Source organism: Bacteroides sp., assembly GCA_036351255.1.
Taxonomy (GTDB): Bacteria; Bacteroidota; Bacteroidia; order Bacteroidales; family UBA7960; genus UBA7960.
Genome location: JAZBOS010000052.1, coordinates 78300 through 93214, shown reverse-complemented (window position 1 = coordinate 93214; position 14915 = coordinate 78300). Strand labels below are relative to the sequence as shown.

Below are 14915 nucleotides of genomic sequence, written 5' to 3'. Positions count from 1 at the left end.
ACAAAAAATCATGGAAACAGGCCTTAAGGAAACGTATTTCCTTTTTTCCATAAACCAGGAAAAAGGCAACCTCAGGCAGCGAAGTCAGTTGAGCAACCTGATCATGTACGGGAGCCTGATGGATCTTGCAATGAAAGGTTTGCTCAAAATAGAAGACGGCCGCTGGCATTTTGTCCAGAAGGATACAGGAGATCCTGTGCTCAATGGCATATTGGAATTTCTTGTTGGGCGTGATGGACAGAAAACCCGTTGGGCTCTGAGGGGCTTACTCCTCAAAAAAAACCGCCTGGTTTCGCAACAAATTGATTGGATGAGAAAACAACGCCTCATCCAGACCAGTGTGGTAAGATTTCTTGGAATAAAAGTTGGGTATCGTTTTCGTGTCAACAAGCCCGACAAACTGAAACCCGAACTTCTCAAACTGGAACGGGTACTGATATACAGCAGAAAACCTGATCGGGAAATCCACCTGCTGATCTTGTTGCTGGGAGTCACAGGGCAGTTGAAGAAGCTTTCCCCTTCAAGCGAAATGAAAACTAGAGTACAGAACCGGTTTAAGGATTTACAAAAATCACTTTTAGCATTACAAGGGGAAACTTATTCCGTAATATACAAAAAGCTCCAGGAGGCTATGCGGGCACAGCATGCTGCCACCTGATCATCAGAGCACAGGCTTCGCGGCCCCGATCGTCAAGAATCCTGTGAACGGAATTTAGTACTCCGTCCTCTTCCCTAAGCTCCACCTGCGAGTTGATCATCTGCCCGTAGGTGGTTTCCTTTTTAAATACAATCCCGATGTTTTCAATTTGGTGATCCATTTTCATTTCAGGGGGAAGAGCTTCGAGGGCCCAGTCAAGATATCTCACATTGTTCACATGCTGATTGATATCGATATCTGCCTGTCTGACAAAGAATTCCCTTGAAAAATCTGCTTTTTGTAAAGCCGGGACATCGGGAATCTCAAGTTTTTCTTCAGGCTGGGTGACAGTGCGATATGCCCGTTTCATTTCTTCGCTCACGCGTATAGGGCGTTTATACAGGGTGTTGACAAAGATCCAGGCTGACTTTGCCGTAATCATTGTTTTACCGCTGGAATCAAATACCCAGAACTTGCGAAAACCCATAAACCCAACCATGGATACTGGCAGGGTGCGAACAAGGATCTGCTGCCCAAATACCGGGTTTCGCTGAATGGTGATATCCCATTTATGCAACATCCAACCAACATTGTTTTTCTGATAATAGTTTAGGCCCACTTTCCTTTCCTCACTCTGCATCAGGGCTACCTCCTCAAAGTAATTCATCAGGTTGGTAATCCGAAGTTCTTGTCTTTGGGCCGTTTCATAATAATGAATAAGATAATCCTGCTCAAAAAAGTTAGGATTCATACCTGGGTAAATTTAAAGCATCAAATATCGCCAAAAAGAGTGAATACACACAGTGAGTTCCTTCAAAACTTGACCTCGCACAAAAAAACCATTACCTTTAATCCCCGTAATAAGTATTTGTATTGTATTGATTTCCAATGCGAAATTTAATTTTCACTATGAAGATTACCCTAATAGCAGCTGTAGCCAACAACCACGTCATTGGAGCCGACAACCGTCTGTTATGGCACTTGCCGGCTGACCTACAACATTTTAAAAAGCTCACCATTGGCCACACAATGGTCATGGGGCGCAAAACCTTTGAATCGATAGGGAAACCATTACCGGGTCGTCACACCATTGTCATCACCCGAAAAAAAGATTATGATGCTGCAGGATGCGAAATCGCTCATTCATTGGAAAAGGCATTTAAACTTGTCGGGAAACGTGAGGAGGTTTTTGTGGTAGGAGGAGCCGAAATTTATCAGCAGACCATTGACCTGCCCCAAACCCATACCCTATATATCACCCGCGTTTTTGCCTCCTTTGAAGGGGATGCGTTCTTTCCCGACGTAGATCCTAATCAATGGCAATTGATTGAACGGCTTGACAGGAAAGCCGACGAAAAAAACATTTACGATATGACTTTTCTAACCTATAAGCGAAAGAAGTAATTCCAGGCCAAATCAGGTTTTTTGTTTTTGCTTACGGGCTGCAGGGAAAAGGACGTTGTTCAGAATCAGCCTGTAACCAGGCGAATTTGCATACAAATTCAGATCGGTAGCAGGATCTCCCACAAAATGCCGGTAATCTTCAGGGTCGTGGCCACCGAGGAAGGTGAATGTTCCCCGACCAAATGCTCCGTGAATATACCTTGCTTCCTCTTTTGCACGGGTCTCCCCAAGGATGGTAACCGTAGGCTTGATCACTTCATTACGGAAAGCAGTGGTTTGCCCCATAAACCCCTTGAGAATAGTAGCATGACTTTGAGTAAGCATGGTTGGCACAGGGTCCCATTTGGCTGAGAATTCAAACAAGGTAAAGAAATCGCTTCGTTCATCCCGGCCTGTCTTGGCTACATCAATATTTGACTTCTCGTAAATATTGGGGTTGGGTACTATGGTAAAATTTTCGAAAGCAAAGGTCCTGCTGAAGTCAAGTTTTTGCTGGGCATTTGGATCCACCGGGTCGCCATCCAATACTTCGTGCACGATGTCCACACCTTCAGATGAAAGGGCGATATCAATACTTTCAGGAGCTGAACACATAGCAAACATATACCCCCCACCAGCAACAAAGTCACGGATTTTTATTGCAACCGCAAGCTTAAGTTCGGGTACTTTTTTATAGCCTAACTTGTTGACCAATTCCTGGGCAAGCCTGACATCTTCCTGATACCAGGGTGCGTTGCGGTAAGCAAACCAAAACTTTCCAAACTGCCCTGTAAAATCTTCATGGTGCAAGTGCAGCCAGTCATACATAGGCAAGATACCCGACAAAACTTGTTCATCATAAACAGGGTCGTAAGGAATCTCGGCATAAGTAAGTGCAAGGGTCACGGCATCGTCCCAGGGAAGGCTGTTAGGCGGGGTATAAACGGCGATCTTAGGCACCTTATGGAGTTTGATTTCCTCCATATTTACCTCTGTATCGCTAATTTCCTGAAGGATGGCACTGGCCTGAACATCGGCGATCACCTGCATGCTGACACCTCGAACCATACATTCCTCCTCAAAAACTGAATGATGGGGAAACATAAAACTGCCCCCGCGGTAGTTCAAAAGCCAGCTGACCTCAACATCCTTTGTCAGGACGAAATAGGCTATACCATATGCCTTCAGGTGATTGCGCTGGGTATTGTCCATTGGAATCAGGATATAGGCCGCCTGGCTGAATAAAGCAATGAACAAAAAAACAGCAGTAATTATAAATCGTCTCATTTCCTGATGGAATAGATTTCTATTAAAAAAAACGGCAGAACACATAACAAATTCTACCAAAACCTTGCCAAAGGCTGTTGTAATCATAAATATAAGAAAAATTCCCCAGAAAAGTTCACTTGGCAGTTATCAGAATGGCACGCTGTCATCTTCGTCCATTTCATTCATTTTAGAAGGGAGGGTCAGGGTTTTAGGCCCATCATCAAAGGAAGCAGAAGGCCGCATGGATGGTGAGTAATCAAATTCAGCCGACTCGTACTCAGCAAATTTGGCAAACTTGCTGATGAAGCGAAGGTTCACATCCCCAAGGCTTCCGTTGCGATGCTTGGCTATGATGATCTGAGCAAGGCCTTCGGTGCTCCGCCCCTGCTCGTCTTCCGTAATCTGGTAATACTCCGGGCGATAAATAAAGAGCACCATATCTGCATCCTGTTCAATGGCCCCTGATTCGCGAAGGTCAGAAAGGATAGGTCGTTTTGAACCTGCACGGGTTTCTACTGCCCGGCTCAACTGTGAAAGGGCAATTACAGGAATGTTAAGTTCCTTGGCCAGGCTTTTCATGGAGCGTGAAATATTGCTGATCTCCTGCTCCCTGTTACCCCGTGTATCTGAACCGACGGTCATAAGCTGAAGGTAGTCGACAATGACCAACTGAATGTCGTGTTGAGCCTTTAACCGGCGGCATTTGGCCCTGAGCTCAAAAATGGAAAGAGCCGGTGTATCGTCAATAAACAAAGGGGCATCGGTCAGGTTGGCTATACGGGCATTCAGCTGCTGCCACTCGTATTGCTCGAGGCTACCCCGCTTGAGCTTGTCAGCCTCGAGCTCCGTCTCACTGGCAATTAAGCGCGTAACCAGCTGCACACCTGACATTTCCAATGAAAATACTGCAATGGGACGTTTAAAATCCACCGCAATATTACGGGCCATGGTCAGCACGAAAGCCGTTTTACCCATACCAGGACGTGCAGCCATGACCACAAGATCGGATTTCTGCCATCCGGCAGTAATACGGTCAAGGGCAGCAAAACCCGAGGGAACCCCGCTAAGGTGCCCTTCCTGTTTGGTGGCCTTTTCAATCTGGTCAACGGCATCGCGAACCAATTCCATCATGGAATTGTAGCTGCGACGAAGGTTGTGCTCGCTAACGGCAAACAATTCCCGTTCGGCTTTGTCAAGAATGTCGAAGACATCTGTTGTGTCTTCATAACAATCCCTGATAATTTCTGAGGAGATCTTAATAAGCTGTCGCTGCAGGTATTTCTGAAGCACAATGCGGGTGTGGTATTCAACATTGGCAGCAGAAGCCACGCGATTGGTCAGCTGCGAAACATAATAGGCACCGCCAACCATTTCAAGATTCCCCTGATTTTTTAGTTCCTGGGTTACCGTTAGGATATCAACAGGTTTTGAGTCCGCAAAAAGGGAAAGGATGGCCGCAAAGATTTTTTGGTGTGCTTCCTTGTAAAAAACATCCTCCTTCAAAATATCAATCACATTGCTCACGGCATCCTGCTCGAGCAGCATGGCACCCAACACCGCTTCCTCCAGGTCAACGGCCTGCGGGGGAACCCGCCCGTGGTCCAGGTAGTCTACACTTGGGGTTGCTCTTTTCCCTTTCCTGGCAAGGGTTTCACGGGTCTGTTGTGCCTTATTTTCCATTTGTCAAAAATAATCAATCAGGGTGGTACGAAAAAGGTTTTCAGGAATAAATATTAACAATCCGGAAAATTTACATAGCTGCTTGAAAAAATTATGTTTTCCTCTACTGAACCAGTTTCTCCAGTATCCTGAATAAATTTAGCAAATTGGATAAGCGGGCAGAATGAAATGCTTCAATGTCCCTTAATACCGTTTCAGAATCCTCCTCAACGTTTCCCCGGGCCAGTTTTTCAATGGCCAGGGCAGCTTCCAAACGGGTTTTAATTTTTCCCGCAGGGGTAATAACTGGTTTTCCCATCGACTGCAGAATATCCTCTGGGGTAAAGGCACGAACCATTTGAGGCCAGACAATTGTGCCATCGCTAAATGGACTGGATATGTCAATGGCTTTATCGAGCAAATTTTTGAACTTTCCCTGAATCACTGTGCCCCCTTTGGTCATCTGAAACAGCACCTCAAAGTCAGGCAGCACACCAAACACCAGGATCGTTTCCGTTCGTGCCAATATGTCCACCAGCCGCATTAATGTTTCTTCCCCTGGAAATGCCGGAGCAGAATATATCTCGGTTTCCTCATTGCCTTTCCCTGGATTTTGCCACGCCAGTGAATAGTGTATGGGTTGATAAGGTTTTGTTCCTTCAAAAATCGGTATTGCTGGCTTAAAATCAAGCCACGAGAACAAGGAGACAGGTTGCTTGACTTGTCCAAGAAAATCGCTTAGCTTATCCCTGTCTGCCAATTCCTTCCCCAAGGCAATGCTTTGTATCTGGCGCAGGCTAAGTTCATCAAGTTCTTCTTCAGGAAGGTCAGCAGCCTGAACGATCCCATTCTCAAAATACCTGAATTTTTGTTCTTCATCAAGGCATTTCAGTTCAAACACGGAACCCGCAGGCACCTTTTTCCAGCAATGCCCGATAAAGTCGCAGGGATATGGATCGTGACATTGCGGGCCGATGGGAATTTTGGGTGAGTTTTTCAGGGGGATAACTTCTTTCAACCGAACAATCTTTTCACCAACAACTCCCTGACGATCAAGCACTATCGGCAAAACATTTTCCAGGATGAACAGTTTTTCGGGCTGAACGGGGCCATCCTTAATAAACGCCTGGTCAATGTATGCAATGGAAAAGTCAACCAGTTCCAGGCCTGCACCCCTGATAACGTAATATTGAAGCGAAGCGTCCCACAGATAGGTATCCGAAATGGCCCGGCTGCTTTTCACCTCTATGGCCTTCCAGCCAAGGTCTTCCTTTACCAGGATGTCTAGAGCCACAACAACACCCTCGTGTTCAAAGGCAGCTTCGTAGATAACCTTTTCACCGGCCTCAATAAAGGCTGCTGTTTTTTTTACAGAAGCGGCCATTTGGAAATGGGTCTTGGGCGAGGCATCCACCCCACCGGGAAACAAGTCCCAGGCATATACGCCTACATCCGTCCCGCGGGAAAACTTGGCCAGCTGTTCAGGCGACAGGCGGTCGCGCAAAAATGGACGGTTCTTGTGCAAATACAGCGACTTTTCGCATTGCAGGCCACGGATAAAAGTAGATTTGGACAGGATGGCCCTGTCACCGCTGGGTTTTGTCATGGCAGGCTTGGTTCAGGAAAGATAAAACACCTGTTCGTCCAGCAAATCGCCCGCCATACGGTATTTCAGGTATAGCCTTGCAATGGTCACAACATCCTTGCTGCAGTAAGTGGCGATGCGCTCAAGGTCCTGATCCACCCAATAAACCCTTGCAACATCCTTACCTGAGATGTCATCCTTTGGAGTCGGTATGTTAAATACTGCCGATAGCAGTTCAAGGGAAGTATAGTTCTTGAAATCCCCAAACTTCCAAAGTTCCATGGTATCAAGCAAGGTAGTTTCCCAGGGTTTTTTGGCAAAGTTGTCGAGCAGGTAGGGCAGGTCCATGCCATTGATCAGCATGCGCCTCGAAAGATAGGGAAAGTCAAATTCTTTCCCATTGTGGGCACACAGGTAATGGGCCGCCGAGTTAAAGTGCTCATTAAGCAATTCGGCGAAATCCATCAGGAGGTATTTCTCATCATCCCCGTAAAAGGATTTAACCCGAAAAGAAAGCTGGTCTTCCTCCTTGTGAAAAAAACCCGCAGAAACACAAATGATCTTGCCAAACTCGGCATAAATCCCGGCCCGCTCAAAAAGGTCAGCAGGACTGAATTCCTCAACGTTTTTCAGATTGGCTGACTTCTTTTCCCAAAGCCGCTGAAAAGTTTCGGGCAAAGACTCAAAATCCGGGGCAATGGGCACGGTTTCTATATCAAGGAACAGAATACGAAATAAGTTAATGTTAGCCAGCATAGCAATATGTTTAAAAATCCATTATTTTGAATTCGGTGCGTCTGTTATTGGCCCGGCCTTCCTCCGTGTCATTGTTGTCAAGAGGCTGGGTATCGGCATAACCCTCAAAACTCAACCGGCTTTTATCAATCCCTGCATCAATGAGGAATTGCATGACACTTTGTGCCCGATTTTTGGAAAGTTCTAGGTTATAAGCATCCGAACCCACGTTATCTGTATGTCCGCTAATCTCAATTCTCATGCGTGGGTTGCTTTGCAGAAGTCTCACCAGCCTAAGCAGCTCGGCCTCAGAAGCCGGCTTCAAGTCATAACGATCGGTGTCAAAGAAAATGTTGCGCAACACCACGGCTTCCCCTTCCCTGATGGGATGCAAGGGAATGTCGCGCAAATAAGGATCCGCCCCTGTTCTGGTTTCTTCATAGCTGAAGTGTTCGGAGAAAAACAGGAAATCCGGGTGCGACACGTTCAGCCCCAGCAATTTCCCTGTGGGAATGGCAACCAGAAACTCTCCGGTCTGCCGGTCAGAAGTGGATTCCATGATGACCTGCCCCGTTTCAAGTTCAGTGAGTTCAAAAGTGGCCCGCAATTTATGGCCATTTTCCTTATCAAATACCACCCCACGCATAAAGGTCACCGGGGTAGGCCGCGCCGCCTCATACAACTCAAAATGATAAATGTCGGTATCCCCAAAACCCCCGTAAAGGTCAGAGGCAAAATAAGCATTGATTCCTCCTGCCCCCACAATCAGTGAAAATTCGTCACCGTATGAGTTGATGGGGTAGCCAAGATTAACGGGTTCAGACCATTGGCCCAGAGAATCGCGCCGGCTGAAAAAAATATCCAATCCACCCATCCCCGGATGGCCATCAGAAGCAAAAAACAGGGTCTCGTTATCAGGATGGATGAAAGGAGACATTTCTCGTCCTTCCGTATTTATACCAGGGCCAAGGTTTATTGGATATGACCACTCGCCATCTTCACCTAAGGTAGTTTGCCAAATATCCATTTTCCCGAGGCTACCATTGCGGGCACTGGAAAAAAACAGGGTCTTGCCATCGGGCGAAATGGATGGTTGGGAGTCCCAGGCCCCGCTATTGACAACAGGACCCAGGTTGGCTGGGAAACTCCATTCGCGACCCGTTCGCTGGGCAAAATAAATATCGCAACTACCCATCCCATCCTGACGGTTGCAAGCGGTAAAAAAGAGGTGACGCCCGTCGGCCGAAAGGCTTTGCGCCCCTTCATTTCCGCCGGTATTGATGGGCGGCCCAAGATTGCTCGCAGCTGACCATCCCTCTTCTCCCATCTGGCTGATAAAGAAATCCTCATGGAAATGATTAGCCGAGGGCCCGTAGCTTTCCATCCGCGGGATCTTCCGCGTAAAGATCAGGGTCCGTTCATCCGTGGTCAGCGTGGGACTGTATTCAGGAAATACTGAGTTGATAGAATCTCCAAGGTTGCCTGGGTTGAAAGGCACTGGATTAGCCATGGACTTAAGGGCAAACTCACAAGTTTTAAGACCGGCTTCAGAGGCATTTTTCAGGTTCTCGCTGATATTCTCCAGCCCAAGGTAAGCCTGAAATTGTTCTTTCGCTTCTGCATACTGACCTGTTTTCAATAGCGAGGAGCCCAGGTAATACCGGGCCTGCGGGAAAAAATCTGGGTCAATTTCCAAAGCTCGCTGGTAGCTGGGGATGCTTTCCTGGTAATATTCACGGGAAAAATACACCTCACCCAACAACAGGTGGGCTTCCACAAAGTCAGGATCGCTCTCAATGGCCAGGCGAAGTTCAGTAATTGTACGGCTGTCGTCGTGTTGGCGCCATGACTGAATGGCGCGCTCAAACGACTTTCGGGCACGCTGATTGCGAGTGGTAAGCTGATCGTCGCCCTGGGCAAAACCGTCCACCGCAAAAAATACCAGCAGCATCAAAAATGTTAGGCGGAAAGGATTTTTCATTGTACCTCCTGTCAGCCAAATTTACGGAAAGTTTCGGGAGAAAAAAAGGTCAGGGAATATTCATAAACTTATGCGACTGCAGCGAAACCATCCAGCGGGGATTTTTCTGCACATATTCCACAATCAGGGGAAGCATTATCTTATGCTGACTCCACTCGGGCTGCAGGAACAACAGGCAGTTTTCGCGCACCTGCCCTGCATTCTCTTCCGCCCACTCAAAGTCTGCATCTCCGTGAATGATCACTTTAAGTTCATGGGCCTTTTGAAGCATATCTGAACGCGGGGGCTGCTGCGACTTTGGAGAAAGGCAGATCCAGTCAAATTTGCCGCTCAACGGATAAGCGCCCGAGGTTTCGAGGAAGGTCTCGATCCCTTGTTCACTCAGCAAACTGCACAGCACATCCAGATTATACATTAGAGGCTCCCCGCCGGTAATCACAACCGCTTTGGCAGGATAAGAACAGACGGTCTCAACGATTTCCTCTGAGGGTGTAAGGGGATGCAGGGAGGCATCCCACGACTCCTTCACATCGCACCAGTGGCAACCCACATCACAGCCCCCGATACGCACAAAGGAAGCTGCCTTGCCCGTATGAAAGCCTTCGCCCTGAAGCGAATAAAACATCTCCATGACGGGCAGTAAACGGCCTTCAGTCAGCAACTGCTGCTGAAGCGCCGACAGCTTGGTTAAACTATGATGGTACAATATTAGGGGTAAATTTCTTTTTTGGCTGCCTTCAGGGTGTTCATCAGCAGGGAAACTATGGTCATGGGGCCTACTCCACCGGGCACCGGGGTGATATGGGAGGCTTTTTTTGACACCTCATCAAACTTTACATCCCCAATGAGGCGAAATCCCGATTTTGTCTTGTCTGATTCCACACGATGAATACCCACATCGATCACTACGGCTCCTTCTTTCACCATATCGGCCGTCACAAATTCAGGCTGACCCATAGCCACAATCAGTATGTCGGCCTGTGAGGTTATATCCTTGAGGTTTTTAGTCTTGCTGTGGCAAACCGTCACTGTGGCATTACCGGGCTCGGCATTGCGCGACATAAGGATGCTCATGGGCTTGCCCACGATATTGCTGCGGCCCAGCACCACGCAGTTCATCCCCGTGGTCCTGATGCCACTGCGTTCAATCAATTGCATGATGCCATTGGGGGTGGCTGAAACATAGGCGGGAAGCCCGATGGTCATCCGACCCACGTTGATCGGGTGGAACCCATCCACATCCTTCTTGGGAAGAATGCGCTGGATGATCTTTTGGTTGTCAATATGCTTAGGAAGAGGTAATTGTACGATCAAGCCATCAATTTCAGGATCATTGTTGATGAAATCGACGGTTTCCAGCAGTTTTTCTTCTGAAATGTCAGCAGGAAACCGGTAGGTAGAAGAATCGAAACCCACCTCATGGCAGGCCTTCGCCTTACTGTTGACATAGGTTTGACTGGCAGCGTCTTCACCTACCAGGATGGCAGCCAGGTGGGGCACCTTGCCGTCTGCATCTTTAATTTTTGACACTTCTGCCGCAATCTCTCCCTTAATGATTTCAGCAATCTTCTTTCCGTCAATAAGTTTCATAATGCTGGTTTTTATGGATACAAAACCCTAACAAACAATGCACACAACTGGTTCAAACCTAAAAAAAATTACCAATTATTCTATCCCTGGAACTTTAAAAACGCTGATAATTGTCCACGGCCATGAACCTTAAACGCTGAACCTTGAACCTTAACTCTAAACCTTGAACTCCAAACTTCTGAATTCGAATTCCAAACCCCTAGCCTTATCGTCTCATCCCCGGCTTGCCTTTCATCATATTCATCAGTTTTCCCTGTCCTCCTGTGGTAACCGCCCGCATCATCTTCCGGGTTTCTTCAAATTGCTTGATCAGGCGGTTTACATCGGTAATGGTGGTACCGCTGCCATCGGCAATGCGTTTGCGGCGGTTACCGTTCAGCAGCGCAGGATCATTCCGCTCGGCAGGGGTCATCGAATGAATAATGGCTTCAATGCTCTTAAAGGCATCATCTTCAATGTCGATATCCTTCAGAGCCTTCCCCATACCCGGGATCATCCCCATCAGGTCCTTCACGTTACCCATTTTTTTGATCTGTTGCAGCTGTGACAGGAAGTCATCAAAGTTAAACTGGTTTTTGGCCAGTTTCTTTTGCAATTTTCGTGCCTCTTCTACGTCGAACTGCTCCTGTGCCTTTTCAACAAGCGACACGATGTCGCCCATGCCCAGGATCCTGTCGGCCATACGTTTGGGGTGGAACAGGTCGATGGCATCCATCTTCTCCCCGATACCCACAAACTTGATGGGTTTGTCAACGACCGAACGAATGGTCAGGGCGGCACCCCCGCGCGTATCGCCGTCCAGTTTGGTTAACACCACCCCATCAAAGTCGAGCCTGTCATTAAAGGTCTTGGCTGTGTTTACGGCATCCTGACCTGTCATTGCATCCACCACAAAAAGGGTCTCCTGGGGATTCAGGTTCTTCTTCAGGGAAGAGATCTCATCCATCATCTGGGCATCGATGGCCAGACGGCCAGCGGTATCCACAATCACCACTTGGTGACCCATGGTCTTAGCGTGGGCAACAGCTTTTCTGGCAATGCCTACCGGGTCTTTGCTGCCTTCTTCTGTAAAGACCTCCACACCGATTTGCTCACCAAGCACCTTTAACTGGTCAATGGCTGCAGGACGGTATACGTCGCCTGCCACCAGTAAAACCTTTTTGCTTTTCTTCGACTTCAGGAAATTTGCAAGCTTCGCTGAGAAAGTGGTTTTACCACTCCCCTGAAGGCCAGCAATGAGGATGATGGCAGGGCTGCCTTTGAGGTTGATCTCTTCATTTGTAGTGCCCATCAGGGTGGTCAGCTCCTCGTGAACTATCTTCACCATCAGTTGTCCGGGTGAAACCGCGGTGAGCACATTCTGCCCCAGGGCTTTTTCCTTCACCGTATCGGTAAAGGTCTTGGCGATTTTAAAGTTAACATCGGCATCCAGCAGGGCCCGCCTGACATCCTTCAGTGTCTCTGCAACGTTGATCTCACTGATGTGCCCCTGACCTTTGAGCAACTTAAACGCCCTGTCGAGCTTATCACTTAAACTTTCAAACATATTCTCTGTAAAATTTTTGCAAAATTACCATTTTTATCCGGAAAATCCGCATGGGAAGTGCAAGCCTTCCCTCAACCTGTCAACCCGTGTGGAAAACAATTTGAAAAATCGGGAAATACCGTCCAGTCCGTGATCGTTTCCTTAGTAATTTTATGCTGAAAGAGGGTCGCAAAACCTCTCCATTGACGACCTGTTTTTTTATTACCTTTGCAGTGAAATTGACGGGCGGATTTTTTGACCGGCACCCGGTAAGATACCCTGCCTGCGACCTTGTAAATATGAAGAATCAGATCGAAGACAATATCAATATCCCCTGGCAGGTTGAGAAGTTCGAAGAACAGGAAAAACTTCGCCAGTCCGTTTATTTTGATGTGGATGACTTTGAGGAAGTCATTGACTTTTACGTGTTCCGTGGCAATTATACCCGGGCTCTGAAAGTGGTTGATTATGCCCTTAAAGTTCACGATGGTGCCATGGCGTTGCTACTGAAAAAAGCCCAGCTGCTGGCCACCCTCAACCGCGAAGAACGTGCCCTTGAGCTGCTGGCTGAGATAGAAAAGATGGAACCCTCAAACAGTGAGGTTTTCCTCATCAAGGGAGCCGTTTACTCCCAAATACGCAACTTCGACAAGGCCATTGAAGAATACCTGAAAGCCTTGCCCGATGCTGAAGAACCCGACTTCATCTATATCAACATAGCTTTTGAATACGAAAACCTGGGCAATTTTAAAAAGACCATCGAATACCTGGAAAAGGCCCTGGAGATCAATCCTGAGAACGATATGGCTATATATGAAGCAGCCTATTGCTTCGACCTCCTTTCGTTGACCCAGGAAAGCATTGACTTCTTCCAGAAACTCATCGACCGCCATCCCTACAGTGTCGAGGCTTGGTTTAACCTGGGTGTGTCGTTTATCAACGCCAGCTTGTATGAAAAAGCCCTCGAGGCTTTCGATTATGCCCTTGCCATCGACGAGGACCACGAGCACTCCTGGTTCCACAAAGGCTATGCCCTCAGCCTCTTAAATCAGTTTACTGAAGCCCTGGAGGCGTACAAAAAATCGGTCACCCAGAACGAAACCGACGGCATGAAGTTTTACTACATAGGTGAATGCTACGAAAAGATGGAGGACTATACCAAGGCGGCCGATTATTACCACCGTGCCACCCGCATCGATCCCACCATTGTAGATGCCTGGATGGGCCTTGGGGTTTGTGAGCTGGAAGCAGGAAACCCGCGCAAGGCCCTGCGTTACCTGGAACGAGGCATTGAACTTGACCCCGAAAACCCAGGCTATCTGTGCCTGCTGGCCGATGCTTACATCACTGCAGGCGAACCTGAGAAAGGGATGAAAACCTTTGAAAAAGCCCTCGAATCTGACCCCCAGGACGAAGAGACCTGGTTTGAATATGCAGAGGCTCAGTGGCAATCGGGCCAGCGTGAGGAAGCCATCCTGGTGGCCAGCCGTTCGCTGCTGACCCTACCCGACAATAACACCCTGCGCTACCGCCTGGCAGCCTATCTTTTCCTGAGCGGCAAAGGCAAAGAGGGGGCCTATTTCCTCGAAGAAGCCCTCACCCGCAACCGCGAAGGGCAGGATGCCCTGCTGGAAGCATACCCCGCCCTGGCAGCCATCCCCGCTTATATGGACCTGGTCGACCTCTACCGATCCTAAAATTCAAAACAAATAATAACGTTATGGAATTAAAACCCCTGCCCTTCCGCGAAGACAAACCACGCATCACGGGCGTGACAATGGTCATGGATAAGGGACTGAGCCTGCGCCAGGCCGAAGACCTGATGGATACTGCCGGCCACCTTATCGACTTCCTGAAGCTTGGTTTCGGCACTTCGGTCTTCACACACAATGTCAAGGAAAAGGTAAAAATTTACCAGGCTACCGGCACCAAAGTTTATGTGGGCGGGACACTCTTTGAAGCCTATGCCGTGCGGGGGCAGGTAGACGATTACCTGCGGTGGATCGACCACTTGGGTGTTGATGCTGCAGAAGTTTCCGACGGATCCATACTCCTGCCCCATGACCAGAAATGCAAATACATCGAGCAACTGGCAAAAGACCGCATTGTCTTGTCAGAAGTGGGTGCCAAGGAAGCTGAGGTGGTATATGATCATTCCACCTGGAGCAGCGAGATGAAAGCCGAACTGGCCGCCGGCAGCAGTTACGTGATTGCCGAAGCACGCGAAAGCGGTACCGTGGGTATCTACAACAAAAGCGGGAAAGCCGACACCGCTTTGATTGATGATATCCTGGCAGCCATTCCCCCCGAAAAGGTCATCTGGGAAGCCCCCCTGAAACCCCAGCAGGTTTGGTTCCTGAAACTGCTGGGCCACAACGTCAACCTGGGCAACATCGCCCCTGCCGACATCATCCCGCTTGAAACCCTGCGAATGGGTCTGCGCGGGGATACCTTCTTTGACTTCCTGCCCGAATCTTTCAACCATTTCAAGCTTTCGCCCCAATAATACTTGTAGTGCATTGGGTTTGGACAAGGTTTTATTATCAGGGGA

At 48.2% G+C, this 14915-nt stretch carries 13 protein-coding genes; 4 read left to right on the top strand and 9 right to left on the bottom strand.

Features of this window, described 5'->3' with window-relative positions:
- Positions 1-10 precede the first annotated feature (10 nt).
- On the top strand, positions 11-658 hold the full coding sequence (locus tag V2I46_04800; protein ID MEE4176809.1) for a GPP34 family phosphoprotein: 648 nt from the start codon (positions 11-13) through the stop codon (positions 656-658).
- Here the strand turns inward: V2I46_04800 and V2I46_04795 are convergent.
- Positions 630-1388 (bottom strand): acyl-ACP thioesterase domain-containing protein, encoded by a 759-nt coding sequence (locus V2I46_04795; GenBank protein MEE4176808.1) that lies wholly within the window; start codon positions 1386-1388, stop codon positions 630-632. The genes V2I46_04800 and V2I46_04795 overlap by 29 nt on opposite strands.
- Positions 1389-1546: 158 nt before the next feature.
- On the opposite strand from V2I46_04795, the gene V2I46_04790 reads away from it, so the two are divergent.
- Entirely contained in the window at positions 1547-2041 is a 495-nt protein-coding gene (locus V2I46_04790) for a dihydrofolate reductase (protein ID MEE4176807.1), read from the top strand.
- A 12-nt stretch (positions 2042-2053) separates the two neighbouring features.
- Here the strand turns inward: V2I46_04790 and V2I46_04785 are convergent, their stop codons facing one another.
- The 8 genes from V2I46_04785 to ffh all read right to left on the bottom strand — a co-directional run bounded on the left by V2I46_04785 (position 2054) and on the right by ffh (position 12385).
- A complete protein-coding gene (locus V2I46_04785; protein ID MEE4176806.1) occupies positions 2054-3307 on the bottom strand; it encodes an asparagine synthetase B in 1254 nt (417 codons plus the stop codon).
- Between the two features lie 129 nt (positions 3308-3436).
- A complete protein-coding gene (gene dnaB / locus V2I46_04780) occupies positions 3437-4969 on the bottom strand; it encodes a replicative DNA helicase (GenBank protein MEE4176805.1) in 1533 nt (510 codons plus the stop codon).
- 103 nt (positions 4970-5072) lie between these two features.
- Entirely contained in the window at positions 5073-6554 is a 1482-nt protein-coding gene (locus tag V2I46_04775) for a DUF2779 domain-containing protein (protein MEE4176804.1), read from the bottom strand.
- 12 nt (positions 6555-6566) lie between these two features.
- A complete protein-coding gene (locus V2I46_04770) occupies positions 6567-7289 on the bottom strand; it encodes a ribonuclease H-like domain-containing protein (GenBank protein MEE4176803.1) in 723 nt (240 codons plus the stop codon).
- A gap of 10 nt (positions 7290-7299) precedes the next feature.
- A complete protein-coding gene (locus V2I46_04765) occupies positions 7300-9219 on the bottom strand; it encodes an OmpA family protein (protein MEE4176802.1) in 1920 nt (639 codons plus the stop codon).
- 79 nt (positions 9220-9298) lie between these two features.
- Positions 9299-9955 carry a 7-carboxy-7-deazaguanine synthase QueE gene (locus V2I46_04760; protein ID MEE4176801.1) on the bottom strand — a complete coding sequence of 219 codons (657 nt, stop codon included), beginning with the start codon at positions 9953-9955 and terminating at the stop codon, positions 9299-9301.
- 2 nt (positions 9956-9957) lie between these two features.
- Positions 9958-10839 carry a bifunctional methylenetetrahydrofolate dehydrogenase/methenyltetrahydrofolate cyclohydrolase FolD gene (folD, locus tag V2I46_04755; protein ID MEE4176800.1) on the bottom strand — a complete coding sequence of 294 codons (882 nt, stop codon included), beginning with the start codon at positions 10837-10839 and terminating at the stop codon, positions 9958-9960.
- Positions 10840-11044: 205 nt separating this feature from the next.
- On the bottom strand, positions 11045-12385 hold the full coding sequence (gene ffh / locus V2I46_04750; GenBank protein MEE4176799.1) for a signal recognition particle protein: 1341 nt from the start codon (positions 12383-12385) through the stop codon (positions 11045-11047).
- A 278-nt stretch (positions 12386-12663) separates the two neighbouring features.
- On the opposite strand from ffh, the gene V2I46_04745 reads away from it, so the two are divergent.
- On the top strand, positions 12664-14061 hold the full coding sequence (locus V2I46_04745) for a tetratricopeptide repeat protein (GenBank protein MEE4176798.1): 1398 nt from the start codon (positions 12664-12666) through the stop codon (positions 14059-14061).
- Positions 14062-14084: 23 nt separating this feature from the next.
- Positions 14085-14870, top strand: coding sequence for a phosphosulfolactate synthase (locus V2I46_04740; GenBank protein ID MEE4176797.1), 786 nt, complete (start codon positions 14085-14087; stop codon positions 14868-14870).
- Positions 14871-14915 lie beyond the last annotated feature (45 nt).

Bases quoted from the DNA above. Each gene is read 5' to 3' on its own strand.
- V2I46_04765 (MEE4176802.1), bottom strand. From the start codon at position 9,219: ATGCTGCTGGTATTTTTTGCGGTGGACGGTTTTGCCCAGGGCGACGAT.
- V2I46_04795 (MEE4176808.1), bottom strand. From the start codon at position 1,388: ATGAATCCTAACTTTTTTGAGCAGGATTATCTTATTCATTATTATGAA.
- V2I46_04740 (MEE4176797.1), top strand. From the start codon at position 14,085: ATGGAATTAAAACCCCTGCCCTTCCGCGAAGACAAACCACGCATCACG.
- dnaB (MEE4176805.1), bottom strand. From the start codon at position 4,969: ATGGAAAATAAGGCACAACAGACCCGTGAAACCCTTGCCAGGAAAGGG.
- V2I46_04770 (MEE4176803.1), bottom strand. From the start codon at position 7,289: ATGCTGGCTAACATTAACTTATTTCGTATTCTGTTCCTTGATATAGAA.
- V2I46_04800 (MEE4176809.1), top strand. From the start codon at position 11: ATGGAAACAGGCCTTAAGGAAACGTATTTCCTTTTTTCCATAAACCAG.
- V2I46_04775 (MEE4176804.1), bottom strand. From the start codon at position 6,554: ATGACAAAACCCAGCGGTGACAGGGCCATCCTGTCCAAATCTACTTTT.
- V2I46_04785 (MEE4176806.1), bottom strand. From the start codon at position 3,307: ATGAGACGATTTATAATTACTGCTGTTTTTTTGTTCATTGCTTTATTC.
- V2I46_04745 (MEE4176798.1), top strand. From the start codon at position 12,664: ATGAAGAATCAGATCGAAGACAATATCAATATCCCCTGGCAGGTTGAG.
- folD (MEE4176800.1), bottom strand. From the start codon at position 10,839: ATGAAACTTATTGACGGAAAGAAGATTGCTGAAATCATTAAGGGAGAG.
- ffh (MEE4176799.1), bottom strand. From the start codon at position 12,385: ATGTTTGAAAGTTTAAGTGATAAGCTCGACAGGGCGTTTAAGTTGCTC.
- V2I46_04790 (MEE4176807.1), top strand. From the start codon at position 1,547: ATGAAGATTACCCTAATAGCAGCTGTAGCCAACAACCACGTCATTGGA.